Source organism: Frigidibacter oleivorans, from assembly GCF_003993775.1.
Taxonomy (GTDB): domain Bacteria; phylum Pseudomonadota; class Alphaproteobacteria; order Rhodobacterales; family Rhodobacteraceae; genus Frigidibacter; species Frigidibacter oleivorans.
The window spans coordinates 128,780-151,688 of the sequence record NZ_RJRZ01000010.1 but is presented as its reverse complement, the minus strand read 5'-3'; the positions used below and the strand labels follow the sequence as shown (position 1 = coordinate 151,688).

24 protein-coding genes are annotated in these 22,909 nt (G+C 67.4%); 11 read left to right on the top strand and 13 right to left on the bottom strand.

The window, feature by feature from the left end:
- From EEY80_RS13465 to EEY80_RS13440, 6 genes are all read right to left on the bottom strand, one after another.
- Positions 1 to 450, bottom strand: a 450-nt coding sequence (locus tag EEY80_RS13465; RefSeq protein ID WP_164738256.1) for an electron transfer flavoprotein subunit beta/FixA family protein, incomplete at its 3' end; no start/stop codon positions are given.
- Between the two features lie 4 nt (positions 451 to 454).
- The gene (locus EEY80_RS13460; RefSeq protein ID WP_126977163.1) at positions 455 to 1,192 is read right to left on the bottom strand and encodes an alpha/beta fold hydrolase; all 738 of its coding nucleotides are present in this window, start codon (positions 1,190 to 1,192) and stop codon (positions 455 to 457) included.
- Between the two features lie 3 nt (positions 1,193 to 1,195).
- Complete coding sequence (locus EEY80_RS13455; protein WP_126977161.1) at positions 1,196 to 2,008, bottom strand: HpcH/HpaI aldolase/citrate lyase family protein; 813 nt, start codon at positions 2,006 to 2,008, stop codon at positions 1,196 to 1,198.
- Positions 2,002 to 2,844 carry an FAS1-like dehydratase domain-containing protein gene (locus tag EEY80_RS13450; protein WP_126977159.1) on the bottom strand — a complete coding sequence of 281 codons (843 nt, stop codon included), beginning with the start codon at positions 2,842 to 2,844 and terminating at the stop codon, positions 2,002 to 2,004. Before EEY80_RS13450 ends, EEY80_RS13455 begins: the two co-directional genes overlap by 7 nt.
- Positions 2,845 to 2,846: 2 nt before the next feature.
- The gene (locus EEY80_RS13445; protein WP_126977157.1) at positions 2,847 to 3,968 is read right to left on the bottom strand and encodes a CaiB/BaiF CoA transferase family protein; all 1,122 of its coding nucleotides are present in this window, start codon (positions 3,966 to 3,968) and stop codon (positions 2,847 to 2,849) included.
- The gene (locus tag EEY80_RS13440; RefSeq protein WP_126977155.1) at positions 3,968 to 5,131 is read right to left on the bottom strand and encodes an acyl-CoA dehydrogenase family protein; all 1,164 of its coding nucleotides are present in this window, start codon (positions 5,129 to 5,131) and stop codon (positions 3,968 to 3,970) included. The genes EEY80_RS13445 and EEY80_RS13440 overlap by 1 nt, the downstream gene beginning before the upstream one ends.
- A gap of 121 nt (positions 5,132 to 5,252) precedes the next feature.
- Between EEY80_RS13440 and EEY80_RS13435 the strand changes: the two genes are divergently transcribed.
- On the top strand, positions 5,253 to 6,257 hold the full coding sequence (locus tag EEY80_RS13435; RefSeq protein ID WP_164738255.1) for a LysR family transcriptional regulator: 1,005 nt from the start codon (positions 5,253 to 5,255) through the stop codon (positions 6,255 to 6,257).
- Here EEY80_RS13435 and EEY80_RS13430 read toward each other — a convergent pair.
- The 3 genes from EEY80_RS13430 to EEY80_RS13420 are packed head-to-tail and all read right to left on the bottom strand — an operon-like array spanning position 6,214 to position 8,848.
- Positions 6,214 to 7,698 carry an aldehyde dehydrogenase gene (locus EEY80_RS13430; protein ID WP_235829842.1) on the bottom strand — a complete coding sequence of 495 codons (1,485 nt, stop codon included), beginning with the start codon at positions 7,696 to 7,698 and terminating at the stop codon, positions 6,214 to 6,216. The two genes, EEY80_RS13435 and EEY80_RS13430, sit on opposite strands and share 44 nt — an antisense overlap.
- A gap of 23 nt (positions 7,699 to 7,721) precedes the next feature.
- Complete coding sequence (locus tag EEY80_RS20495; RefSeq protein WP_126977151.1) at positions 7,722 to 8,318, bottom strand: thiamine pyrophosphate-dependent enzyme; 597 nt, start codon at positions 8,316 to 8,318, stop codon at positions 7,722 to 7,724.
- Positions 8,306 to 8,848 carry a thiamine pyrophosphate-binding protein gene (locus tag EEY80_RS13420; RefSeq protein WP_126977149.1) on the bottom strand — a complete coding sequence of 181 codons (543 nt, stop codon included), beginning with the start codon at positions 8,846 to 8,848 and terminating at the stop codon, positions 8,306 to 8,308. Before EEY80_RS13420 ends, EEY80_RS20495 begins: the two co-directional genes overlap by 13 nt.
- A gap of 280 nt (positions 8,849 to 9,128) precedes the next feature.
- Here EEY80_RS13420 and EEY80_RS13415 point away from each other — a divergent pair, with 280 nt between their 5' ends.
- The 4 genes from EEY80_RS13415 (at position 9,129) to EEY80_RS13400 (ending at position 12,841) form a co-directional block, all read left to right on the top strand.
- Positions 9,129 to 10,061, top strand: a complete 933-nt coding sequence (locus EEY80_RS13415) for a C4-dicarboxylate TRAP transporter substrate-binding protein (RefSeq protein WP_205749117.1) — start codon at positions 9,129 to 9,131, stop codon at positions 10,059 to 10,061.
- Positions 10,062 to 10,185: 124 nt separating this feature from the next.
- A complete protein-coding gene (locus EEY80_RS13410; protein ID WP_126977145.1) occupies positions 10,186 to 10,722 on the top strand; it encodes a TRAP transporter small permease in 537 nt (178 codons plus the stop codon).
- Positions 10,715 to 12,025, top strand: a complete 1,311-nt coding sequence (locus EEY80_RS13405) for a TRAP transporter large permease (RefSeq protein WP_126977143.1) — start codon at positions 10,715 to 10,717, stop codon at positions 12,023 to 12,025. Before EEY80_RS13410 ends, EEY80_RS13405 begins: the two co-directional genes overlap by 8 nt.
- Positions 12,026 to 12,037: 12 nt before the next feature.
- The gene (locus EEY80_RS13400) at positions 12,038 to 12,841 is read left to right on the top strand and encodes an SDR family NAD(P)-dependent oxidoreductase (RefSeq protein ID WP_126977141.1); all 804 of its coding nucleotides are present in this window, start codon (positions 12,038 to 12,040) and stop codon (positions 12,839 to 12,841) included.
- A gap of 7 nt (positions 12,842 to 12,848) precedes the next feature.
- Here the strand turns inward: EEY80_RS13400 and EEY80_RS13395 are convergent, their stop codons facing one another.
- Positions 12,849 to 13,757: a LysR family transcriptional regulator gene (locus EEY80_RS13395; protein WP_126977139.1), complete on the bottom strand. Its 909-nt coding sequence runs from the start codon at positions 13,755 to 13,757 to the stop codon at positions 12,849 to 12,851.
- Positions 13,758 to 13,920: 163 nt separating this feature from the next.
- On the opposite strand from EEY80_RS13395, the gene EEY80_RS13390 reads away from it, so the two are divergent.
- From EEY80_RS13390 to EEY80_RS13365, 6 genes are read left to right on the top strand one after another with little or no spacing between them, the layout of a single operon-like run.
- Positions 13,921 to 14,658 (top strand): NIPSNAP family protein, encoded by a 738-nt coding sequence (locus EEY80_RS13390; RefSeq protein WP_126977137.1) that lies wholly within the window; start codon positions 13,921 to 13,923, stop codon positions 14,656 to 14,658.
- Positions 14,659 to 14,681: 23 nt separating this feature from the next.
- A complete protein-coding gene (locus tag EEY80_RS13385; RefSeq protein WP_126977135.1) occupies positions 14,682 to 16,052 on the top strand; it encodes an MmgE/PrpD family protein in 1,371 nt (456 codons plus the stop codon).
- Complete coding sequence (locus EEY80_RS13380) at positions 16,045 to 16,935, top strand: isocitrate lyase/PEP mutase family protein (RefSeq protein ID WP_126977133.1); 891 nt, start codon at positions 16,045 to 16,047, stop codon at positions 16,933 to 16,935. Before EEY80_RS13385 ends, EEY80_RS13380 begins: the two co-directional genes overlap by 8 nt.
- A 51-nt stretch (positions 16,936 to 16,986) precedes the next feature.
- Positions 16,987 to 18,144: a M24 family metallopeptidase gene (locus EEY80_RS13375; protein ID WP_205749116.1), complete on the top strand. Its 1,158-nt coding sequence runs from the start codon at positions 16,987 to 16,989 to the stop codon at positions 18,142 to 18,144.
- Positions 18,145 to 18,146: 2 nt separating this feature from the next.
- The gene (locus EEY80_RS13370; protein WP_164738254.1) at positions 18,147 to 18,980 is read left to right on the top strand and encodes a sugar phosphate isomerase/epimerase family protein; all 834 of its coding nucleotides are present in this window, start codon (positions 18,147 to 18,149) and stop codon (positions 18,978 to 18,980) included.
- Positions 18,981 to 19,029: 49 nt separating this feature from the next.
- On the top strand, positions 19,030 to 20,454 hold the full coding sequence (locus tag EEY80_RS13365; protein ID WP_205749115.1) for an amidohydrolase family protein: 1,425 nt from the start codon (positions 19,030 to 19,032) through the stop codon (positions 20,452 to 20,454).
- Positions 20,455 to 20,583: 129 nt separating this feature from the next.
- On the opposite strand, the gene EEY80_RS13360 is transcribed toward EEY80_RS13365, so the two are convergent.
- From EEY80_RS13360 to EEY80_RS13350, 3 genes are all read right to left on the bottom strand, one after another.
- Positions 20,584 to 21,207, bottom strand: a complete 624-nt coding sequence (locus EEY80_RS13360; RefSeq protein WP_126977125.1) for a 3,4-dihydroxy-2-butanone-4-phosphate synthase — start codon at positions 21,205 to 21,207, stop codon at positions 20,584 to 20,586.
- Positions 21,208 to 21,292: 85 nt separating this feature from the next.
- Positions 21,293 to 22,327 carry a C4-dicarboxylate TRAP transporter substrate-binding protein gene (locus EEY80_RS13355; RefSeq protein WP_126977123.1) on the bottom strand — a complete coding sequence of 345 codons (1,035 nt, stop codon included), beginning with the start codon at positions 22,325 to 22,327 and terminating at the stop codon, positions 21,293 to 21,295.
- A gap of 59 nt (positions 22,328 to 22,386) precedes the next feature.
- Positions 22,387 to 22,905, bottom strand: coding sequence for a flavin reductase family protein (locus tag EEY80_RS13350; RefSeq protein ID WP_126977121.1), 519 nt, complete (start codon positions 22,903 to 22,905; stop codon positions 22,387 to 22,389).
- Positions 22,906 to 22,909 lie beyond the last annotated feature (4 nt).

The window sequence follows — 22,909 nt, the reverse complement described above, 5'->3', positions numbered from 1 at the left end:
GACCTTCGAGGCGAAGGTGGCGAGGCTCCAGCCCAGGAGCGCCGACAGCATCTGCCCGGTCGCGTTCATGTCGTTGTCGATCGCCTGCTTGCCGGCGATGACCAGCCCGGGCTGTTCCGCCTCGATCACCCGGGCGAGGATCTTCGCCACCGCCAGCGGCTCGATGTCCTGATGCACGTCCGAGGCCGCCTCGACCAGGATCGCCCGGTCCGCGCCCATCGCCAGCGCCGTGCGCAGCGTCTCGGACGCCTGCCTCACGCCGACCGACACCACCACGACCTCTTCCGCCGCGCCCTTCTCCTTCAGCCGGATCGCCTCTTCCACCGCGATCTCGTCGAAGGGGTTCATCGACATCTTCACATTCGCAAGATCGACGCCCGAACCGTCCGACTTCACCCGGACCTTCACGTTGTAGTCGATCACCCGCTTCACGGGTACGAGGATCTTCATCGGTTCATTCTCCTTCTGCCGCGATGTCGCGGGTGGACATGCCGGCCGGCTGGCCCAGCAGGCGCAGCAGTTCGCGCGCGACCTCGGGCCCCTTCTCCATGGGGGAGAGGTGCCCGGCGCCGGGCAGCACCACGAGCCGTGCATCGGGCAGCAGACCGGCCATTTCCCGATGGAGCCCGGGCGGGGTGATGCTGTCCTCCGCCCCGCACAGCACGAGGCTCGGGCAGCGGACGGCACGCAGCGACCTCCGGCTGTCGGGGCGCTGGACGAGGCTTTGCCTGACAAAGACCTCGGGGCCGAGCCGCGTGGTCATCTGCCGGATGCGCCGGACAAGGTCTTCGTTCGCCGCATTGCCGGCGGACAGATAGGCCCGCGCGATCCTGTCCCCGAAGCCGTGGAAATGGCCCGGCCGGCGGGCCAGAGCGGTCAGGCGGGCGCGCTCCTCGCGGCGGGCGTCGTCGTCCGGCCGGGCGGTGGTATCGAGCAGGGCGAGATGCGTCACCCGGTCGGGCGCCTTGCGCAGCACCTCCTGCGCGACGATGCCGCCCAGGGAAAAGCCCGCCAGCGCGAACCGCGGCCCGCCCGTCTCCAGCACCGCGTCGGCCAGGGCGGACAGCGTGTCGCCGCGCGTGATGTCGGCGACCACCGGATGCGCGACCCGGGCCAAGGCGGGGATCTGGTCGCGCCAGAGATCCGCGTCGTTCATCAGGCCGGGAACCAGGACGATCCGGGGAGGGGTCATCGGTCACTCCCGCCCGGCCGCGGCCAGAATGGCCCGGGCGCGGCGGCGGACGGGTTCGTCGATCATCTCGCCCTCCAGCGCGACGGCGCCGTCACCGGCGGCGAGCACCTTCCGCGCCCAGTCGAGCATCGCCTGGTCCGGCGCGAAGGCCTGACGCACCGGCTCGACCTGTCGCGGATGGATGCAGAGCTTGCCGGTCATCCCCAGCATTTTCGCGTGGAGCGCATCCCGGCGTGCCGCCTCGGACGAGCTGACATCCGTCGTCACGCCGTCGAGGGGCGCGGCACGCCGGGCCAGGCGCGCGGCAAGGACCAGTTCGCTTCGCGCCGCAAGCAGCGCCTCGGGGGTATGGGCACAGCCGAGATCGGCGCAGAAGTCGACCGACCCGAAGGCGAGGCGCGCGACGCAGGGCAGCGCGGCGATCGCCCGGGCCCGGGCCAGCCCGCAAGCCGTCTCGATCAGCGCGACAAGCGGCAGGACGGGCAGGGCATCGGCGACCTGCGCCAGAACCTCGGGGGTTTCGGCCTTGGGCAGCATGACCCCCGCCAGCGGCAGGTCGCGGACGGACGCGAGATCCTGCGCGTGCCAGGGCGTGCCCGCGGCGTTGATCCGCACGATGAGCGGAAGATCGGCGACCGGAAGGTCGGCGATGGCACGACCGAGCCCGGCGCGCGCTGCATCCTTGTCGGCAGGGGCCACGGCATCCTCGAGGTCGAGGATCACCGCGTCGGCGCCCGAGGCCGCCGCCTTGGCGAACCGTTCGGGACGGCTGGCGGGCACGAATAGCGGCGCGCGGATCAGGTCGAGCCCTACCATTCCGCCCGTGCCTCCATCGCCACGGGACCGTCCGCGGCTGCGGTCCACAGGTCCAGTCCGCCGCCGCTTTCGCTGGCGTTCAGGGTGAATCGGCCCGTGTCATGGATCGGCGACAGGCTGCGAAAGCTGAACCGGTGCGGCGGGACGCCCCGCAGATCGGTCGCGAACTGCGCCAGCAGCGTCGCCTGCAGCGGTCCATGCACGACCAGGCCCGGATAACCCTCTTCCCCGGTGGCATAGGGGCGGTCGTAGTGGATGCGGTGGCCGTTGAAGGTCAGCGCCGAGTAGCGGAACAGCAGGACCGGATCGGGGCGGATCGTCCGGACCTGCTGCCCCTGCGGCGCCCGGACCGGGGCGGGCGATGTGCCGGATGACGGCCCCCCCGGCGGATCGCGGTAGACGATGTCCTGCCGCTCCGTCACGAGGGCGCGGCCGTCCGCGCTCAGCTCATGCGCGACGGTGATGAAGCAGAGCCGGCCCGAGCGGCCCTCCTTGAGCGTCACATCCGCGATGGTCGACCGGCGGGTGATCGTCTCGCCCGACCGGGGCGCGGCGTGAAACTCGAAGACGCCGCCGGCCCACATCCTTCGGGGCAGGGGGACCGGAGGCAGGAAACCGCCCCGCGCGGGGTGGCCGTCATCACCAAGCGCGGCGGTCGCGGCGGCGGGCTGGCACAGGCACAGATGGATCAGAAGCGGCGCGTCGGTCCCGGGTTCCGACGGTCCGGTGCGGTCGAAGGTGGCGTTGAACCGGTCGATCAGCGCCGGCGTCAACGTCTCGTGCTGCAACTGGCTGCGGCCGATCCAACTCCGCAATTCGTCGATGTCGATGTCCATGCTCAATCGTCCCCTCCGCCGCGGTTCGCATTGCCCAGTGCCGGAACCGGACCGTAGGCCCGGCTTTCGCCCTTCCAGCGCGCGCCGGGCGCCGGGTACGAGACCGGCCCGTTCGGTGTCCCGACCTGGATCCGGCGCAGGTGGGGATGCCCCGCCAGCCCGGCCATGTCGTTGACGGCCGCCAGCGCGACATCCGCGCGCAGCAGGGCGGCAATCGCCTCCTCGCCCGTGCGGCGGGCGAAGCCTTCGGCGACCGCCGCATCTGTCGCGGCGCGATTGGCGACCCGCGCCACATTGGTGGCAAAGCGGGGATCCGTGCCCAGATCGCGCTTGCCCAGGAACGTGTCGCAGAGATTGCGCCATTCGCGGTCGCTTTGCACCGATATCAGCACAAGCGCACCGTCGCTGGCCTCGAAGACACCGTAGGGCGCGATGGAGGGGTGAGCCATCCCGACGCGCCGGGGCGACTTGCCGCCCTCGTGGTTCAGCAGCGGCACCGTCAGCCAGTCGGCCATGACGTCGAACATCGACACCGCGATCGCCGCGCCGCGGCCGGTGACCCCGCGCCGCAGCAGGGCTTCCAGAATTGCCGCATGCGCCGTGGCCCCGGTGGCGATGTCCACGATGGAGATGCCGACCCGCGCGGGCTCGTCCGGTCCCCCGGTGATCGAGCACAGGCCGGATTCGGCCTGGATCAGCAGGTCATAGGCCTTGCGTTCGGCCATCGGGCCGTCGCTGCCATAGCCGGTGATGGCACAGGAGATCAGGCGCGGATAGTCGCGTTCCAGCCGTTCGACGGGGAAGCCGAGCCGGTCGAGCGCGCCGTTCTTCAGGTTCTGGACCAGCACGTCGGCATCCGACAGCAGGTCCGCCAGCCGCGCCTTTCCCTCGGGGCTGGCGAGATCGAGCACCAGCGAGGTCTTGCCGCGGTTCAGCCAGACGAAATAGCTGGACTGGCCCGCCGCGACATCGTCATAGCCGCGTGCGAAATCGCCTTCGGGGCGCTCGATCTTGATGACCTCGGCCCCGGCATCCGCAAGGCGCGAGGTGGCAAACGGGGCGGCCACGGCCTGTTCGATGGCAATGACCCTGACCCCGGACAGCGGAAGCACATCGCTGCCCATCAGAAGCTCCTCGGCAGGCCGAGGATGTGTTCGGCCACGTAGGACAGGATCAGGTTGGTAGAGATCGGCGCCACCTGGTAGAGGCGGGTTTCGCGGAACTTGCGTTCGACATCGTATTCGCAGGCAAAGCCGAAACCGCCGTGGAACTGAAGACAGGCGTTCGCGGCTTCCCAGCTGGCCTTGGCGGCAAGATACTTGGCCATGTTCGCCTCGGCGCCGCAGGGCGCACCGGCGTCGTACAGGCGGCAGGCCTTCTGGCGCATGAGGTTCGCGGCCTCGATCTCGATAAAGGCCTCGGCGATGGGAAACTGCACGCCCTGGTTCTGACCGATGGGGCGGCCGAAGACCCGCCGTTCCGAGACGTATTTCACCACACGGTCGGTGAACCAGTAGCCGTCGCCGATGCACTCTGCCGCGATCAGCGTGCGTTCGGCGTTGAGCCCGGTCAGGATGTACTTGAAGCCCTTGCCCTCTTCGCCGATCAGGTCCTCTTCGGGGATCTCGAGGTTGTCGAAGAACAGCTCGTTGGTCTCGTGGTTGACCATGTTGAGGATCGGCCGGACCGTCATCCCGCTGGCCATGGCCTGCCTGACGTCGACGAGGAAGATCGACAGGCCTTCGGACTTCTTCGTCACCTCCGACAGCGGCGTGGTGCGGGCGAGCAGGATCATCAGGTCCGAATGCTGGACGCGGCTGATCCAGACTTTCTGGCCGTTGATGACGTAACGGTCGCCCTTCTTGACGGCGGTGGTCTTGAGCTGCGTGGTGTCGGTGCCGGTGGTGGGTTCGGTGACGCCCATCGACTGCAGGCGCAACTCGCCGCTGGCGAGCTTCGGCAGGATTTCGGCCTTCTGCCGTTCCGATCCGTGGCGCACCAGCGTGTTCATGTTGTACATCTGGCCGTGGCACGCGCCGGAATTGCCGCCCGCGCGGTTGATCTCTTCCATGATGACCGCGGCTTCTGTCAGGCCCAGGCCGGAACCGCCGTATTCCGCGGGGATCAGCGCCGCCATCCAGCCGGCGCGGGTCAGCGCATCGACGAATTCCTCGGGGTAGCCTCGCGCCTCGTCGATCCTGCGGTGATACTCGTCCGGGAAATCGCGACACAGGGCGCGCACGGCATCGCGGATGTCCTGGAATTCATCGCCGTCCTGACCGATCATCTGTTCCTCCATCGTGCGGGCGGCCCGTCCGCCCGCCCGTCTGTTCCGTGGACTTATGGTCGGCGCAGAGGTATACATCAAATATAGTATATGTCTCGACGCCATAACGATCGGATATAGCATGACGCAAGGCGGCACGGCGCTGGACGTCCGGCAGTTGCGGTACTTCCTCGCTATCGTCGAAGAGGGGTCGTTCTCGCGCGCGTCGTTGCGACTGCGGGTCGCGCAGCCGGCGCTGTCGCTGCATGTCCGCCGGATGGAGGAGGCCCTGGGCACGCAGCTTCTGCTGCGGGGGCCCCACGGCGTGTCCGCCACCGAGCCGGGGCAGGTGCTGGCGCGGCGGGCGGCGGCGATGCTGTCGGAACTGGAGCAGACCGAGGAAGAGATCCGCACTCTCGGGCGGGAACCCACCGGCGTCGTGAGACTGGGCCTTCCGGGCACGATCGGCGCGATGGTGTCCGTGCCGCTGATCTCGCTCTGCAAGGAGCGTCATCCCGGGGTGAAGATCATCGTGGCCGAAGCGATGAGCGGTTTCGTCCGGCAATGGCTGATGGAAGGCACCGTCGATCTGGGGATCCTCTATAACGATCCGCAGGGGCAGGGGCTGGCACATCGTCCCCTGCTGCAAGAGGAACTGGTCCTGCTCTGCCCGGCCGAAACTCGCGTCACGGGCGGCTCGCCGCTGGACGTGCTGTCCTCCCTGCCGCTGATCCTGCCGAGCGGCGCGCACGGACTGCGCAAGATGCTGGACAAGATCTTCCGCGACCGGGGCCTGCCGGTCGATCCGGCGTTCGAGGTCGACAGCTATTCGAGCATCAAGCAACTGGTCGAGGATGGTTTCGGCTGTTCCGTGCTGCCGCGACACGCGGTCGCCCGGGAGGCCGGGGTGGGGCGGCTTGTCCTGATCCGGTTCGATGACGCGGATCTGTGGCGCGCCGCGCATCTGGTCCATGCCACGCGCCTGCCCATGACACGCGCCTGCGGCGCGGTCCATGATCTGGTCGGCGAGGTCGTCGGCGGGCTGATCGAAAGCGGGTCCTGGGCGGGAGCGCGTTCCATCGCCCCGCCGCCCGAGTCCGAACCTAGCGCAGCACGAAGGGATTTGGCACGCCCCGCGACAGGCTGAGCCACACGCATTTCGTCTGCATGAACTCGTGGATCGCCTCCTGGCCGTTCTCCCGCCCGATCCCGCTTTGCTTGTAGCCCCCGAAGGGCGCGAGGAAGCTGACCGCGCGGTAGGTGTTCACCCAGACCGTTCCGGCCTGCAGCGCGTCGGCCATGGTGATGGCGCGCCTCATGTCCTGGGTCCAGACACCGGCGGCCAGCCCGTAGATCGTGTCATTCGCGATCCGGATCGCATCCGCCTCATCCTCGAACGGGATGATCGACAGGACGGGGCCGAAGACCTCTTCCCGGGCGATCCGCATGTCGTTCGAAACGTCGGCAAAGATCGTCGGCTCGACGAACCAGCCCTCGGCTAGCGACGGATCCTCGGGGACCTTGCCCCCCAGGACGCATCGCGCGCCTTCGTCGCGGGCGATGCGGATGTAGTCGAGCACCTTCTCGCGCTGCGCGGTCGTCGTGATTGGGCCCACCTGCGTGTCCGGCTGCATCGGATCGCCCATGCGGGCCGTGCTGGCGAACGCCACCACCCGGCTCGTCACCTCGTCATAGACCGACCGCTGCACCAGCAGTCGCGACCCGGCGATGCAGGTCTGTCCGGAGGCGGCGAAGATCCCCGAAATCGCCCCTTTCACCGCGTCATCCAGCACCGCATCCTCGAAGATGATGTTGGGGGACTTCCCCCCGAGTTCGAGCGCCACATGCTTCAGCGATTTTGCGGCGCCGGCATAGACCCTGGCGCCCGTCGCGTCGCCGCCGGTGAAGGCGATCTTGGCGACCTTCGGGTGCTGCACGAGGGCATCGCCGATCTCGTGGCCGTAGCCCGTGACGGTGTTGACGACCCCGTCGGGGAAGCCCGCCTCCCTGAACAGCCCGGCAAAGGCCAGGGTCGAGGCCGAGGTGAATTCGGACGGCTTGATCACGACGGTATTGCCGGCCGCCAGCGCCGCGGCCAGCTTCCAGGTCAGCAGCAGCAGGGGCGAGTTCCAGGGCGTGATGCACACCACGACGCCAAGCGGTTCATGCTTCGTGTAGGTGAACATGTCCGGCTTGTCGGAAGGCAGGACGCTGCCTTCCACCTTGTCGGCAAGGCCGCCGAAATAGTGGTAATATTCCGGCAGGTACTTCACCTGCCCAAGCATCTCGGCATGAAGCTTGCCGTTGTCGCGCACTTCCAGCGCGGCGAGCTTCGCGGCGTCCCGCTCGATCAGGTCCGCGAGACGGCGCAAGAGCTTGCCGCGCGCCGTCGCGGTCATCCGGGGCCAGTCGCCCGAGACGAATGCCGAATGCGCCGCCATGACGGCACGTTCGACGTCTTCGCTGTCGCATCGGGGAATGCGGGACCAGTCCTGACCGGTGAAGGGGTTGGCCGAAGCCAACCACCTGCCGGACGCGCTTTCGACCTCTTGGCCGGCGACGGTGTTTCTGAAGGTCTGCAGTTCCACGTGAGCGTCCTTCCTGGGCCGGATCAGATGGGTTCGAAGCCGAGCGCGGCGCGGAAGCGGTTCTTGATATAGACCCCGTCGCGCGGGGGGAGGACGCGCGGCGGATTTTCCGGACGCACCTTCACCGTGTAAAGCCCCAGGCCCGAGCGGGCCTCGAGACTTGCCTTGAGGTCGTTCACCCCCGCCATATCCGTGATGCAGCCGGTTTTCGGAAAGCCGCATGTCGCCGCGACCCGGTCGAGGTCGATGCCGGATCCGGCATGGCTGACCTGCATACCGGTTTCGCCGAAATGCCCGTTGTCGAGCACGACGATGGTCAGGTTCGGCGGCAGGCGCAGCGCGATGCTGGCCAGGGCGCCGAAGCCCATCATGGTTTCGCCGTCCCCGGTGATGACCGCGACGGGCCGTTCGGGCTGCGCCGTGGCCAGGCCGAGGCCGACCATGCAGGCCGACCCCATCGCCGCCCACAGGTAGTAGTTGTGGTCGTGATCGCCCGCCGCCATCACGTCGTAGGAGGCCGAGCCGAGCCCGGTCACGACCAGGAGATCCCGGCGATCCTCGAGCAGCGCGGCAACCACGGCGCGCCTGTCGAGATCCCCGCCGCGCTTCACTTCACCCATTTCTTCTCTCCGATCAGTCGTTGGCCAAGCAGGACCGCCGTCGCCGCGTCTCCGTTGAACGCCATCGTCGCCGCGCCGTGCAGCAGCGGGGCCACGTCCTCGGGCGCGTCAGCCTGCCAGGTCATGACTCCCATCAGCTTGAGCGCCTCGTCCGTGGCCCGGCCCATCGGCGTCTGCCAGCCGTTGAATTCGGCCCAATCGCCCCGCATGGTCACCGCCATCAGCAGGGGGAACCGCGCGCAGGCCTGCAGCGCAAGGGTATTGAGGCAATTGCCGACGCCCGAGCTTTGCATCAGCAGGGCGCCGCGCTCGCCGCCGAGCCAGGCTCCGGCCAGATAGCCGATGCCTTCCTCTTCAGTGGTCAGGACCACGGAATGCATCTCGTTGTCGGCCTCGGCCAGTTCGATGGCCACCGAGTGGCCTGCATCCGGCACGTACACCACGTGCTTCACCGCGTGCTCCTTCAGGACGCGGTAGACATCGTGGCGCCAATCCGCCGTGGCCGGCGGGCGCGTGTCCTCATCAAGCATGGAATCCTCCGAGTGTTACTGGGGACGCAATCCACATCATCTTGCGGCGGCGAGGAATTGGCTGACGAGGCGAACCGGATATGACTTTTTATCTGGTTCGGTCGGCGTGGCATTGATTTAAAGTGGCTTCGGGAGTCCGCAGTGCCCCGGCCCGCGGACAGGAGAAAAACATGGGAGGACCATCATGACCAAACACTTGTCCGGCAGCTTCCGGATTGCCGCTTCCGCTCTTGCGATCATGTGCAGCACGGCGGCGCATGCGCAGGAAGAATTTCCCCGCATGAACCTCAAGTTCGCGATGCCGCTGGCGGAAACGGTCGTTCAGTCCCAGAACGTGAAGCAATGGGCCGAGGACATTGCCGAGGCCAGCGGCGGGAACATCCAGATCCAGATCTTCTGGTCCGGCTCTCTGGGGGCGGCGACCGAGATGCTGGACCTGGTCTCGTCGGGTGCGGTGGAGATGGGGTCCCTGTCGCCCGCCTATTTCCCGAGCCAGATGCCGCTGACCGGCGTGACGCAGCTGCCGAACGTCTATCCCGACCCGGCCGCTGTCTCGGCCGTGGCGCATGCGATCGGCGAGACCGAAGCCCTGAAGGCGGAAAACGCGAAGAACAACCTCGTACCGCTGTTCTGGACGACGCTGCCCAACTATCACATCTACTGTGACAGCGCGATCGAGACGGTGGCCGACTTCAACGGCACCAAGCAGCGCGCCTACGGCGAGTACGTACCCCGGATGTGGGAGGCGGTCGGCGCCGTCGGTGTGGTGACGACCTCGACCGAGCAATACGAAGGGCTGCAGCGCGGGCTGATGGACTGCATCTACGGGCCCGCCGACTTCGCTCTCTCGTATCACTTCGACGAGGTCGCCGACTACTATATCGACCTGAACTTCGGCGCGATCACCCAGCTGCCCGTCTACGTGAACGCCTCGGTCTGGGAAAGCTGGCCCGAGAACGTGAAGACCCTGTTCCAGGAAGCGAGCGCGCGCGCGATCGAGCGGGACATCACCGAGGTTCCCGCGAAGGCCGAGGAAGCGCTGGCCACGATGACGTCGAACGGATTGCAGCAGGTGGCGTTCAAGGAAGAAGAGGCGTTTCGCGCGGCCGTGCCGAACTTCCTCGATGTCTGGGTCGACGAGCTGTCGAAGCGCGGCCTCGGCGCCGAGGCCGAGGAAGTCCGGGCGACCATCGACGCCGAACTCTCCCGATAACTCTGGCCAAGGTCCGGGTGCTTGAGGCGCGGCAGAGAGTTCGCTCTGCCGCGTATCCACAATTGCAACGCTGACGGCGTCGCTGCGACGATTGCGACCCGAGGGGAAATCGGTTCAACTCAAAATGAAACTTCTTTTGGTACTCGATAAGGCGATCTCCCGGCTCAGCGATGCCGGCCTGGCCGTATCGGCGCTGATCATGCTGTTCATCGCGCTGTTCGGTGCGACCGACGTGCTGATGACGTTTCTCGCCAACAAGCCCCTGCCGCTGGCACGGGAACTCAGCGGCGAGCTGCTGACCCTGCTGATCTTCGGGGGCATGGCGCGGGTCACTCGGGACAGGCGCCACATCGAGGTCGATCTCGTGATCAGCCATTTCGGACGGGGCCTGCAGTTCGTCAGCCGGTGCGTCGGTCTGGCCGTGGGGGCGCTGGTCTTCGCGCTGTTCTCCTACAGGGCGGTGATGCTCGCCGTGCACAGCTATCAGACCGGAGAGTTCGCCGCCGCGATCATCCGTTTCCCGATCTGGCCGATCAAGATCACGTTCGCGGCGGTGCTCTGCATCGCCTGCCTCGAGTTCCTGCGGCAGCTCGCCTGGTGCCTGGCCGAGGGGCCGTCCAGGCGTGTCGCATCGCTCGAAGAAGGAGCAACTCATGGATAACCTCCTTTCGGGCATCGCGATCATCGTCTCGCTGCTGGCGGCGATCGGCTTCGGCATCCCGGTCGGTATCGCCATGGCGGCCGTGGCCTTCGCCGGCATGTACCTGACGGTGGGGGTGCCCTTCCTGATGACGACGGTGGGCTCGCTGCCCTACGCGCTCAGCAGCGACTATGCCTTTGTCGTCGTGCCGATGTTCATCTTCATGGGCAGTCTCACCTCGGTGTCGGGCATCACCCAGGAGTTGTACTCCGCGGCGCACAAGTGGAACAGCGGCATCAAGGGCGGGCTCTACTACGCCACCACGCTCGCTTCGGGCGGGTTCGGCGCGATCAACGGCTCGACCGTGGTCAGCGCGACGCTCTTTACCCGCATCGCCCTGCCGGAAATGCTGCGCTACCAGTATTCCTCGGCCATCAGCGCCGGGTGCATCGCGGCCGCGGGCACCTTCGCGGCACTCATTCCGCCCTCCCTGGGAATGGTGATCTATGCGATCCTGACCGAGGCGAGCATCGGGGCCCTGCTGGTCGGCGGCCTGATGCCCGGCCTGCTGACCGTCGCGGTCTATTTCGTCGGGATATTCATCATCGTCCGCGTCAACAAGGACGCGGCACCGGCCATCGCCGAGCGATATTCCTGGGCGGAAAAGTTCGGCAGCCTCAAGGGCATCTGGGCCTTCATGACCCTGGCCTTCCTCGTTCTGGGAGGCATTTATTCCGGCGTGATGTTCCCCTCGGCGGCGGGGGCCGTCGGGGCCGCCGGCGCGCTGCTGATCAGCCTGTTGCGCGGAAGGCTGACGTTCCGCGGGCTGAACGACGCCGTGACCCAGTCGGTCCTGACGACGGCATCGCTGTTCCTGATCATCATCGGGGGCATGCTGCTGTCCCGCCTGCTGCTGGTGTCGGGGTTCATCGGCGACATCTCGTCCCTCGTCGAAAGCACGGACCTGAACGTCTGGCAATTCCTGGCCATCCTGATCGCCATCTACCTCGTGCTGGGGATGTTCGTCGAAGGCGTGTCGATGATGGTCATGACCATCCCCTTCGTGCATCCGGTCGCCACCAGCCTGGGGATCGATCCGATCTGGATGGGCGTCATCGTCATCAAGCTGGTCGAGATCGGCGCCCTGACGCCCCCGGTTGGGATCAACCTGTTCGCGGTGACCGGGGCGTCGGAGGGGCGCATCAACATGCAGACGATGTTCCGCGGCATCCTTCCCTTCCTCGTGATGGAAGCCTTCACGCTGGGTCTGATCATCGCGTTTCCGCTGATCTCGACCTGGTTGCCGTCGCAGATGTACAACTGACAAGAGACCGAAATGCGCCTTGAGAGCAAAACCATTCTCGTCACCGGTGCCGGAGGCGGCATCGGTGGCGCCATCGCCCGGGTGGCGGCGGCGCAGGGGGCCGCCGCTGTCGTGGCCGACCTTCGCCTCGATGCGGCGGAACGCACCGTCGCCGCGATCGAGGAGGCCGGGGGGCAGGCGATGGCGATCCAGATCGACGTCGCCGACGAACCGTCCTGGCAGCGCGCCGTCGAGGCAACGCTTGCCTGGCGCGGTCGGATCGACGGCCTCGTCAACAACGCCGCCGTGGTGAACCGAAGCGGGTTCCTCACGACGGCCCCCGGGGATTTCGACCGGCTGATGTCGGTGAACCTGCGCGGACCCTATCTCGGGATCCGGACGGTGGCGCCGCATCTGCACGATGCCGGCGGCGGCGCGATCGTGAACATCGGCTCGCACAGCGGCTTCACCGCCCATTACGACTTCGCCTACACGACCAGCAAATGGGGCCTGCGCGGGATGACCCGCGCTGCGGCCATGGAGTTCGCCGACTGGAACATCCGCGTCAACTCTGTCTGTCCCGGGGTGACGCCGACACCGATCAACGCGGGCGCCCCCCATATCCAGCCCCTGATCCGCAGAACTCCGCTCGGGCGGGGGGCGCGGCCCGAGGAGGTGGCGAATGTCGTCGTCTTCCTGCTGTCGGCCGAGGCGTCCTTCGTGACCGGAGAGGACATCGTCGTGGATGGCGGGTTCGTCGCGGGGGCGGCCTATCGGGATGCAGCGCTGGAAAGCGGGATGACATTCCCGCTCGGCGGGGCGGGCGAGGCGGACTGACGCCCGGTCAGGGCCTTTCCGCCCTCTTGTTGCTTTCCCGCAGGATGTTCGCGATCAGGCGGGTAACGACCGAGATGTTGGGCACCGGCGGGTGATTGGTCGGTGTCGCCAGCGCCATCGTCCGGGTCACGCCCGGGTCGACAAGTTCCGACGACCGCAATTCGCCGCGGGCGATCTCTTCGATGACGGCCGCCTGCGGCAGGATGGTGGCGCCCAGACCCGCCTTCACCAGGCCCAGGATCGATTCCAGCGAGTCGGCCTCGGCCTTGATCTGGATCTTGATACCGTGTTCCGCGCATTTGAGTTCGACAAGCCGCCGCAGGCTGTGGGCCGGGCTTGGCAGGATAAGGGGAATGTCGCCGAGCGTCCGGGTCGCCGTCTCCTCCGCCAGGCCGGGAAAGGCGGGTCCCGCGATCAGCGACAGTTTCTCGGTCACCAGGGATTCCGAGATGATGCGGCTGACGTCGCGCCCTTCGTACAGCACGGCGAGGTCGATCTTGTTGGTGTCCAGCGCCTCGACCAGTTCCGTCGAGAACCCCTCGACGAAGCGCAGCTGGATCGCGGGAAACATCGAACTGAGTTCGACGGCCACCGGCTTGACCAGCAGGCGCGCGACCGTGGGCGTGAAGCCCAGCACCAGCCGCTCCAGCCCCGAACTGCGGGCATTGGCCGCTTCCTGCCGGGCCAGCTCGATTTCCTCCAGCGCACGGCGCGCGCGCACCAGCAGCCGGTGGCCATGTTCGGTCACGACCGAGCCGCGCCCGTTGCGATACAGAAGATGCACGCCCAGCTCGTCCTCGAGGTTCCGGATGTGCCGGCTCAGCGCGGACTGATTGACGCCCAGATAGATCGCCGCCCGCGAAATACTGCCGTATTCCACGACCTTGCAGAAATATTCGAGGTGTTTGGAATGCACTGCCTGCCCCTGAATGCCTGCCCCGGCGAACCGTGGAATTGCATGATGATCAGTCGCATCAGTTATGTCAACTAGTCATGGGCAACGGTGTTGCAGTTGCCATTTTGTAATGAAATGATCTTCGCAAGGACGGCCAGCGACCTTTTGGCCGGAGGAGGGGGTCATACTTTTCGAGCGCCGTTTCTACACTCTCAAGCCCGGCGAGACCGGGCGGTTCTGGGAGTATCAGGAGCGCTGGAACGCTCCGCAGGACATCCCGCGCCTTCTGGAACGCAACATCGGCTACTTCGAGTCGTTGCATGACCAGGGCAGCCGGATCCTGATGCTCTACCGCTATGACGACTTCGACGACTGGCGCAGCCGGCTGTTCGGCGGGGTCGACGAGGAGCGGATGAAATACCTGACGGCGGGCCGGGCGATCATGATGTCGCAGGAAAACATGTTCCTGACCCTGTCGCCCGAAGACGAGCTGAACCCGGTGTGGAACGGCGCCAGCGACTGGCGTCCCGGCCATCCGCGGTTCGACGTGGCCGATCCGGAAACGGTCGTCCTGCGCGAGGAGCGGTTCGACCTGGCGCCCGGCGCCCTGCCGAGGTTCTGGGACAGTGCCCTGGCCCATGCCCGAGACGACGATGCGACGGCGCGCGACGGCCTGATCGGGTATTTTCCGGTGCTGGTGGGGCGTCAGCACAGGGTCTTCTGCTATCGCTGGCACGCCGATGCCGCCGATGTGCAGCGCCAAGACCAGCGCCTGACCGGGTCAGAGGCGTTCCGGACGTTCCAGCGGGCCTTCCGCGACGACATCGTCGCGCGCGAGGTGCGGCTGTTCCGGACGGCGCGGGTGCCGTGGATGCGCAACCTGTTCACGACACTGGACCTGCAGGCCCGGGTTCGGCCGTGATCGTCCTGGGAGGGGAGGAGGAGATGAAGGACCAGCGTTCCGGTGCGCCCGGCCAGACCGGCGGGATGACCGCGGTACTCGCCCGCTTCATCGTGGAACAGAAGGTGCCCGACGAGGTGCTGGAGGCGGCGCGCGGGCAGCTTCTGAACGGGCTGTCGAACCTGATGCAGGGATGCCGGGACCGCGACTTCCTGCAGTTCGAGCAGGCCGTCAGACCGCATCTTCCTGCGGGGTCCATCCGGGTCGCGGGCCTGTCCTTCCGGACGGATGCGCTGTCGGCCGCGGGTCTGGCCTGTGTGGCGGCCAATATCCTCGAGTTCGACGACACGCATCCCCAGACCCTGATCCATCCCACGGCACCGGTGCTGGGCGCGCTCTTGCCCCTGATGGTGGGGCCGGACTGCGCGGTCACCGACGTCCTGTCGGCGCTTGCCATCGGGACGGAAGTGGCGGTGCGCCTGGGGCTCGCCCTGGGGCCGTCGCATTACGAAAGGGGCTGGCACATCTCGGCAACCTGCGGGGCCTTCGGGGCCGCGGCCGCGGCGGCGCGGCTGATGGGGTTGCGTCCCGATCCGGCCTCTCATGCCCTGGCGATCGCCTGCGGCATGTCCTCGGGCCTGGTGATCAACCTGTCCTCGCCGGCCAAGGCGATCGGGATGATGCGCGCCGGCCGGAACGGGCTGGAAGCGGCGCTTCTGGCCGAAACCGGGATGGCGGGCGCGCCGAACGCGCTGGAGGGCAGGGGCGGGTTTCTCGAACTGACCAGTTCGGCCCCGGAACCCTCCGTCGCCCTCGCCGGGCTCGGCGCCGTCTGGCGGGGACTGGAGACGTCGGCGAAACCCTACCCGACCTGTGCCGTCATCCACCCGGTGCTCGACGGGCTCTTCGCGCTGCGGGACCAGATCGCGGAAGGCGAACGCGCGGCAACCTCCATCGAGGTGGAGGGCAATCCGCTGATGCTCGTGCGGGCCGACCGCCCCGCACCCGCGACGCCGCTGGAGGGAAAGCTGAGCCTCCAGCATTCCGTCGCCGCGGCCTGGCTCTACGGCAGCGCCAGCGTGGCAGAGTTCACGCCGGAGGCATTGCGCGACCCGGAGGTTCGTGCCCTCGCCGCCAGGGTCGTCGCACGCGCGGACGCCGACATGGCGCAGGGGACGGCGCGGGTTGCCGTACATCTCGCCGGTGGCCGCACCGAGCGGATCGAGATCCTGCATCCGAGGGGTTCGGTGGCACGCCCCATGAGCCGTGCCGAGATCGACGAGAAATGCCGCGAGCTTCTGCTGGGCGCGGACCGGGCATTCCCGGCAGATGCCTTCATCGCGCTGTGCCGGACCGGAACGGACCGCACGGACCTGCGGCGCCTGCTGGACATGATGGGGACGGACGATGCGTGATCGACAGGATGCAGGCCCGCGAGGGCGCCTTCGGGCACGGGTCGCCGAAGCGGGCTGCTTCTCGCCCGTCTCGGTCTTCGATCCGATGTCTGCCCGGATCGCCGAGGACCTCGGCGCCCCGGCCATCATGCTTGCGGGATCGGTCGCGGCGCTGTCGGTGCTCGCGGGACCGGATGACACGACGCTGACGCTGAGCGAACTCGCCGGACTTGTCCGCCGGATCTGCCGTGCCAGCGCCGTGCCGTTGATCGTCGATGCGGACCATGGCTATGGCAATGCGATGAACGTCATCCGCACGGTCGAGGAACTGGAACACGCGGGTGCCGCCGCGGTGACGATCGAGGATACGCTGTTGCCGCAGCCCTTCGGGGCCGAAGGCGGGGCGCAGCTTGTCACGATGGACGAGGCCTGCGGCAAGCTGGCGGCGGCGCTGTCCGCGCGCCAGGATCCGAACCTGATGATCATCGGCCGGACCGGCGGCGCGGGTCTCGCTGACCCGGACGAGGTGGCGCGCCGGATGCGAGCCTATGGCGATCTCGGGTGCGACATGGTCTTTGTGCGGGGCATCGAGACCCGCGAACAGGTCCTGCAGGTCACCGAAGGGATGACGGTCCCGGTCTTTCTCGGGACCTCGAACCCGGAACTGCGCGATCCCGACTGGCTTGCCGGGCGCAATGTCCGCATCGTCCTCAGGGGGCACCGGCCGATGGCCGCGGCCTATCATGCGGCCCGCGCGGCGATGGCTGCCGAACTCGGCGGCGGCGCACCGCCGGAGGCGATGACCGCATCGGAACTGAAGACGCTGTATCGCGGCGGAGAGGCCGAGGCGCGGGCGGCGAGGTTCCTCGGCGCGGCTTCGTCGCGATCCGCCCATCACACCTGACGCCGAACTCAGATGCCAATCGGGAGTATTACGATGTCGCTGGATAGCTCCGTGACCGCACCCTTCTCTTGCGACGAACTGGATGCCTGCCTGGACGAGGCCGGGATCGAGGTTCTGCTGGCCACCTCCAAGCACAGCATCCAGCATCTGCTCGGCGGACACCGGTCGACCTTCTTCAGCCACAAGGACGGGCTGGGACCAAGCCGGTATCTGCCGGTCTTCGTCTACGTCCGGGGGCGGCCGGAGGCGACGGCCTATATCGGCAGCCAGCTCGAGGCGCATCAGGCGAAGGTCGATCCGTTCTGGACGCCGAACGTGTCGCTCAAACCGGTGGGCACGCTCGATGCCATCGCCGAGGTGGTGGCGCATCTGCGCCACCTCGGCGTGCGACCGGTGCGCATCGGGATCGAGAAGGCCTATTTCCCGCTGGAGGCGGCGGAGGCCCTGGCGACTGCCTTCGAGCAGGCCGTGCTCGTGGATGCCATGCATCCGCTCGAACGGATGCGCCTGTTGAAGTCGCCGCACGAGATCGAACTGCTGCGCCTTGCATCGCAGAAGGTCATCGACAGCATGGTCGCGACATTCTCGCGCGCGGCCGTGGGCATGACCAAGCGCGGGATCGCGGAACTGCTGGTCGAAGAAGAGACGCGGCGGGGGCTGAATTACGAATACTGTTTCATGACGGTCGGGCGCGATCTGAACCGGGCGCTGTCGGATCAGGTGCTTCGCGACGGGGATATCGTCTCCATCGATTCCGGCGGCAACGAAAGCGGCTATATCGGCGACCTCGTGCGCATGGGGATCGCCGGAGACCCGGATCAGGAGCTGGTCGACATCCTCGGCGCAATCGACGCGGTGCAGCACAGCGCGTTCCGGACAATCCGGCCCGGCGTGACCGGCGATGACATCTATCGTGCCGCCGCGGAAACCCTGGAGCGCAGCGACATCGCGCGCCACACGCATTTCCTCGCCCACGGGATCGGGCTTGTGCAGCACGAGGCGCCGCGCCTGACCAGTTCCGGGCCGATTGCCTATCGCGGAACCCACACCGACAAGCCGATCCTCGAACGGATGTGCATCTCGGTCGAGACGACCTGTGCCCACCCGACCCGAGGGTTCATCAAGCTCGAGGACACCGTGGCGGTGACGGCCGACGGGTGCGAGCTTCTGGGGGAGGGCGCGCGCGGCTGGAACCGGATCGGGGGCTGAACGTGGCTCTGCCCCGGCTCGCCATCGGCCTGATCTCGTTCGGTCCCGGACGACCGCTGGCCGAGTCCCTCGCGGCCTGTGCGCGCCACGGCATCCGCCATGTCGGACTGACGCGCGAACTCGTGGCCTCGCCGGGGCCGGCCGAGGTTGCCCGGATACTGGCGGGGGAAGGGATCGCGGTGACCGGCTATGCGCGGGCCCCCCGGATTCCGCCCACGACGGGACCGGAGCGCGCGCAGGCGTTGTCCGAGGGGCGGCGCCTTCTGGACGAGGCCGCCACGGTCGGGGCCAGGCATCTGATCGCCACGGGAGGCGGCTTCGATCCGGCCGTCACCACGCTCGAACGGGCCTGGGATGCCTTCCTCGAGGGGATGCATGCCCTGCTTCCCGATGCCGCTGCCTGCGGCGTGGAGATTGTCATCGAGCCGCTGCATCCGATGTATGCCGGCGACCGGGGGCTGGTCTTCACACTCGCGCGGGCGGTCGAAGCCTGCGACGTGCTCGGACTGGAGCGCGGGCTGGTGGTGGATGCCTACCATGTCTGGTGGGAGCCGGGCCTGGCGGAGGCGCTCGCGGCGGCGCGGGGCCGCATTGCCGAGTTTCATATCTGCGACTGGCGGCTGCCGACGCGCGGCCCGACCGACCGCGCCATGATCGGCGAGGGCTGCATCGACCTGACCGGTCTGGCGCGGCGGGTCCGGGCCGCGGGCTTCGACGGACCCTACGAACTGGAGCTCTTCTCGTCGCAGGACTGGTGGCTTCGCAGTCCCGACGAACTGCTGACCACCGCCACCAGAAACTTCGCCGCGCTTTTCGCGGAGAGCGAAGACGCGTAGCCGGATGGCCGTCCGGCCGCCCCGGAATTCCCAAGCAAGGAGAACAGAGGTGAAACGAACTCTCGTCCGCAACGGTCTGGTTGTCACGCTGGACGGGCCCTCGGGCGACGGGCAGCGTCTCGACATCCTGATCGAGGGCAAGACGATCGCGGCGATCGGGAAGGACATCGCGGCGACCGATGCCGAAATCGTCGACGCGTCGTCCCATCTGGTCATGCCCGGCTTTGTCGATACCCACCGCCACACCTGGCAGACCATGCTGCGCGGACTGGCCAGCGACTGGTCGCTGGCGCAATACGCGAAGGGCGCGCACGGGACCTTCAAGCACCTCTACGGCCCGGCCGACATCTACCTCGGCAACCTCCTGGGCCGGATCGAGGCGCTGCATTCCGGCATCACGACCATGCTCGACTGGTCGCACGGGATCTCGTCGCCCGAACACGCCGATGCCGCGGCGCAGGGCCTGATCGACGCGCCGGGGCGTTCCGTCTTCGGCTACAGCGCGCATTTCGGCTTTCCGAACAATGCGCCGATCGACGAGGACCTGACCCGCCTTCGCAAGGGGCTGTTCGCCAGCAATGACGGGCTCGTGACGCTGGCTCTGGGGCTTCGGGGGCCGCAATACACGTCGATGGAGCGGACGGAAGCCGATGTGCGTCTGGCGCGGGCGCTCGACCTCGACGTGACGGTCCACGGCGGGTCCGCGGGATGGGGCAAGAACCGGCCCGTCGGGCGGATGTTCGAACGCGGGCTTCTGGACGAACGGACGACCGTGGTCCATGGCAACACCATTGCCGACGACGAGATCGGGATGATGCGGGACTGCGGGTGCTCGGCCTCGGTCAGCCCCTATGTCGAGATCCAGATGGGGTTCGGCTGGCCCGCGACCGGTCGTCTGCTGAAGGCCGGCATCCGCCCGAGCCTGTCCATCGACACTTGCACCGCCGTCTGCGGCGACATGTTCCGCACGATGAACACGGCGCTGATCGCGCAGCGCGGTCTCGACAACGAGGGCATCGAGAATGCCCCCGACCGTGTCGGCATGGACCTCGGCTGCCGCGACGTGGTCGAGTTCGCGACCATCGAAGGCGCGCGGGCCTGCAGGCTGGACCACAAGATCGGGACACTGGAGGTCGGAAAGGAGGCGGACATGATCTTCCTCGACATCGAGGATCCGACCGTGTTCCCCGTGAACAATCCGCTGGCGATGGTGGCCGTGTCCGCCCATCCGGGTCTGGTGGATCACGTCATGGTGGCCGGCTGTTTCGTCAAGCGCGATGGCAAGCTGCTGGGGATCGACCTGGCCGATCTGCGCCGGAAGGGCCTCGACTCCCAGGCCAGGCTTGTCGAAAGGGCGCTGGCGGAGGCCGGGGCCGATCCGGACATCTCGCTCGACGGCCGGTGGCATCCGCAGACGGGCGACTACTCGGCCGCTGCCGTGACCAACCGGAACCCGCATGACAAGAACGCCTGATCCGGGCCCTCTGCCCGGCAGAGCCGCCCTTGCCGGCGCGGCTCTTGCCGAGCGGGAGGGATCGACCGCGGGGAACGATGGGGCGGCCCGGCCGCTCTTGCCGACCGCCCAGAACGGACCTTCGAGCGGCTATCCGGCCGAGCCGCTCAGGGATTCGACGCGGACCAGAGGGATGCCGTGATGCCGCGCAAATTCCGCTGCCTCGGCGGCGGATGTCATGCCCCCGTCCCGGCCCAGCATGCTGCACAGCACGGCCGCCGGCGTCAGGCCGCCGACGCGGCACAGCTCGACCGAGGCTGACGCCGTGCCAGGCTTTCCCCTGAACTCGCCTTCCTCGACGCGCACGGCAAAGATGTGACCGGGGGATACCACGTCTTCCGGCGCGGCGTCGGGCCGGATGGCGGCGGCAATGGTAGCCGCGCGATCGGCGGCGGAAATCCCGGTGGAGACGCCCTCCCGGGCCTCGATGGATACCGTGAAGGCGGTCGCCAGCCGGCTCCGGTTGCTCTGCGGTGCCAGGGGAAGGCGGAGCCTGTCCACGATGCTGGCGTGCAGGATCAGCGAGACCAGACCCCGGCAATGCTTCGCCATGAAGTTCACCCGGTCGGCCGTGGCGAACTGCGCCGCGATGGCAAGATGATTGAACAGGGTCTTATCCCGCTCCTCGGAGAGGATCAGCATCCCGCCGTCCCGGAGACAGGAGGATGCCCGCAGGAGCGGCGATGAAACAGGGGCGTTCCGACTTTCAGGCATCGGCGTCGTCCTCACTCTTGCGGAATGTCCGCGACGGTTCGGCGGACGGCGCGATCGCGCGCCGTCCGTGGACCTTCCGGCCCCGTCAGTTGGCGGTGTTCGAGACGGTCTGGCGGATCACATCCGCAATGGACGACGCCTGCTCGCCCAAACCGCGTTCGGCGAGCTGTTCCACCCACATGTCGAGGAAGACGGGGGTGGCTGCGTCGAACGCCTCCGTTTCGGTGAACTCGACCATCTCCACCCCGGCCTCCAGCATGCTGTCCAGGGCCTGCCGCGAATTCTCGGGCACTTCGCGGCGATCTTCGGCGATCAGCTCGGCACCGGCCTCCAGGATCAGATCCCGGACATTCTGCGGCCAGCTGTTCCATGCGTCGAGGTTGACGAATGTCGGGACATGCATGATCGCGCCGAAGTTGAGGTCGCTGTAGTAGTCCGCAACCTCGTGCAGGCGGGCGTTGAACGCATAGTCATCGGCGGAATAAATGCAATCGACCAGCCCACGCTGCAGGCCCTCGTATTGCTCTGCTGCCGTCGTCACGACCGGAACGGCGCCCACCGCATCCCACATCCGGGGAATGTATTCCCCATAGGCGCGCTGCTTGGTGCCGGCGAAATCGGACACCTCGTCGATCTTCGTCGTGCACAGGATATGATAGCTGGGCAGGGTCGAGCCGAACAGCAGCCTGACGTTGTTCCGCTCCAGCTCGGCCTGGATCTCTTCGGTCTGGATCAGGGCCTCGATCACTTCCGAGGCCGCAAGCGGGGTGGGATAGGTGCGCGGCAGCTGCAGGACGCCGGTCAGCGGCATCTCGTTGGGGTAGTAGGCCGGAACCGCGGAAGACATCTCGACGCCGCCGCTGCTGACGATGGCCAGATCTTCCGTCGCACCCGCCAGCTGCGCGGACCAGAAGATGTTGATCTTAACTTTGCCCCCGCTGCGTTCGCGGATCGTGTCGGCCCAGTCCTGGATGTTCTGGGACTGAAGCAGGGTGCTGGGGTAGGGATAGGCGTAGCGTATGGTCAGGTCGGGATAGGTCTCCTGCGCGATGGCTGCACCCTGCGGCGCGACAAGCGCGGTTCCTGCGAACAGGCCGGCCTTGATGGTGTCTCTGAGCATGTCCACTCCTCCTTTGGACGGTTTCGTCTCGCGGGAGCCGACGCCGCGCGTTCAACGGTTCACGTTCGGCTTGCGGTGAATTCTCCGAATGTCCCGGCGCAATAGAGCAGCGGCCGGTTGACCTGCGTCGGCGCGACCATCGCGACCCTCGCCACCAGAAGGTGGTGGGTGCCGTATTCGAAGACGCGGTCGATCTCGCAGAAGAGGTTCGCCTGGGCCCCGCGCATGATCGGAAGGCCGTCGAGCGGGCCATCCTGTTCCAGCACGTCCCACCTGTCATGCTGGAACCGCTCGGCCTGGGGTGCCCGGGCGATGTGGCCGCCCTGGTCGATATTGTCGGCGCCGAGGATGGCCACGGTGAAGGCGCGGCGTTCAAGCAGGGCGTCATGCGCGGAGGCGGACTTGTTCACGCAGACCAGCAGCGCCGGCGGCTCGAGCGAGACGGAGGTGACCGATGTCACCACCATCGCGAGCCGTTCGTCCCCCAGCGATGTGGCGATCACGGTGACCGTCCCGGCATAGCCGCGCCAGATGGCCTTGAGCGCATCCGGCCCCGCCTGTTCGATGTCGATGATCATGGGG

What these genes read in the sequence shown, in the direction of transcription:
- EEY80_RS13460 (WP_126977163.1), bottom strand. Translation starts at nt 1,192, where the DNA reads ATGACCCCTCCCCGGATCGTCCTGGTTCCCGGCCTGATGAACGACGCG.
- EEY80_RS13455 (WP_126977161.1), bottom strand. Translation starts at nt 2,008, where the DNA reads ATGGTAGGGCTCGACCTGATCCGCGCGCCGCTATTCGTGCCCGCCAGC.
- EEY80_RS13450 (WP_126977159.1), bottom strand. Translation starts at nt 2,844, where the DNA reads ATGGACATCGACATCGACGAATTGCGGAGTTGGATCGGCCGCAGCCAG.
- EEY80_RS13445 (WP_126977157.1), bottom strand. Translation starts at nt 3,968, where the DNA reads ATGGGCAGCGATGTGCTTCCGCTGTCCGGGGTCAGGGTCATTGCCATC.
- EEY80_RS13440 (WP_126977155.1), bottom strand. Translation starts at nt 5,131, where the DNA reads ATGATCGGTCAGGACGGCGATGAATTCCAGGACATCCGCGATGCCGTG.
- EEY80_RS13435 (WP_164738255.1), top strand. Translation starts at nt 5,253, where the DNA reads ATGACGCAAGGCGGCACGGCGCTGGACGTCCGGCAGTTGCGGTACTTC.
- EEY80_RS20495 (WP_126977151.1), bottom strand. Translation starts at nt 8,318, where the DNA reads ATGGGTGAAGTGAAGCGCGGCGGGGATCTCGACAGGCGCGCCGTGGTT.
- EEY80_RS13420 (WP_126977149.1), bottom strand. Translation starts at nt 8,848, where the DNA reads ATGCTTGATGAGGACACGCGCCCGCCGGCCACGGCGGATTGGCGCCAC.
- EEY80_RS13415 (WP_205749117.1), top strand. Translation starts at nt 9,129, where the DNA reads ATGAACCTCAAGTTCGCGATGCCGCTGGCGGAAACGGTCGTTCAGTCC.
- EEY80_RS13410 (WP_126977145.1), top strand. Translation starts at nt 10,186, where the DNA reads ATGAAACTTCTTTTGGTACTCGATAAGGCGATCTCCCGGCTCAGCGAT.
- EEY80_RS13405 (WP_126977143.1), top strand. Translation starts at nt 10,715, where the DNA reads ATGGATAACCTCCTTTCGGGCATCGCGATCATCGTCTCGCTGCTGGCG.
- EEY80_RS13400 (WP_126977141.1), top strand. Translation starts at nt 12,038, where the DNA reads ATGCGCCTTGAGAGCAAAACCATTCTCGTCACCGGTGCCGGAGGCGGC.
- EEY80_RS13385 (WP_126977135.1), top strand. Translation starts at nt 14,682, where the DNA reads ATGAAGGACCAGCGTTCCGGTGCGCCCGGCCAGACCGGCGGGATGACC.
- EEY80_RS13380 (WP_126977133.1), top strand. Translation starts at nt 16,045, where the DNA reads ATGCGTGATCGACAGGATGCAGGCCCGCGAGGGCGCCTTCGGGCACGG.
- EEY80_RS13360 (WP_126977125.1), bottom strand. Translation starts at nt 21,207, where the DNA reads ATGCCTGAAAGTCGGAACGCCCCTGTTTCATCGCCGCTCCTGCGGGCA.
- EEY80_RS13355 (WP_126977123.1), bottom strand. Translation starts at nt 22,327, where the DNA reads ATGCTCAGAGACACCATCAAGGCCGGCCTGTTCGCAGGAACCGCGCTT.
- EEY80_RS13350 (WP_126977121.1), bottom strand. Translation starts at nt 22,905, where the DNA reads ATGATCATCGACATCGAACAGGCGGGGCCGGATGCGCTCAAGGCCATC.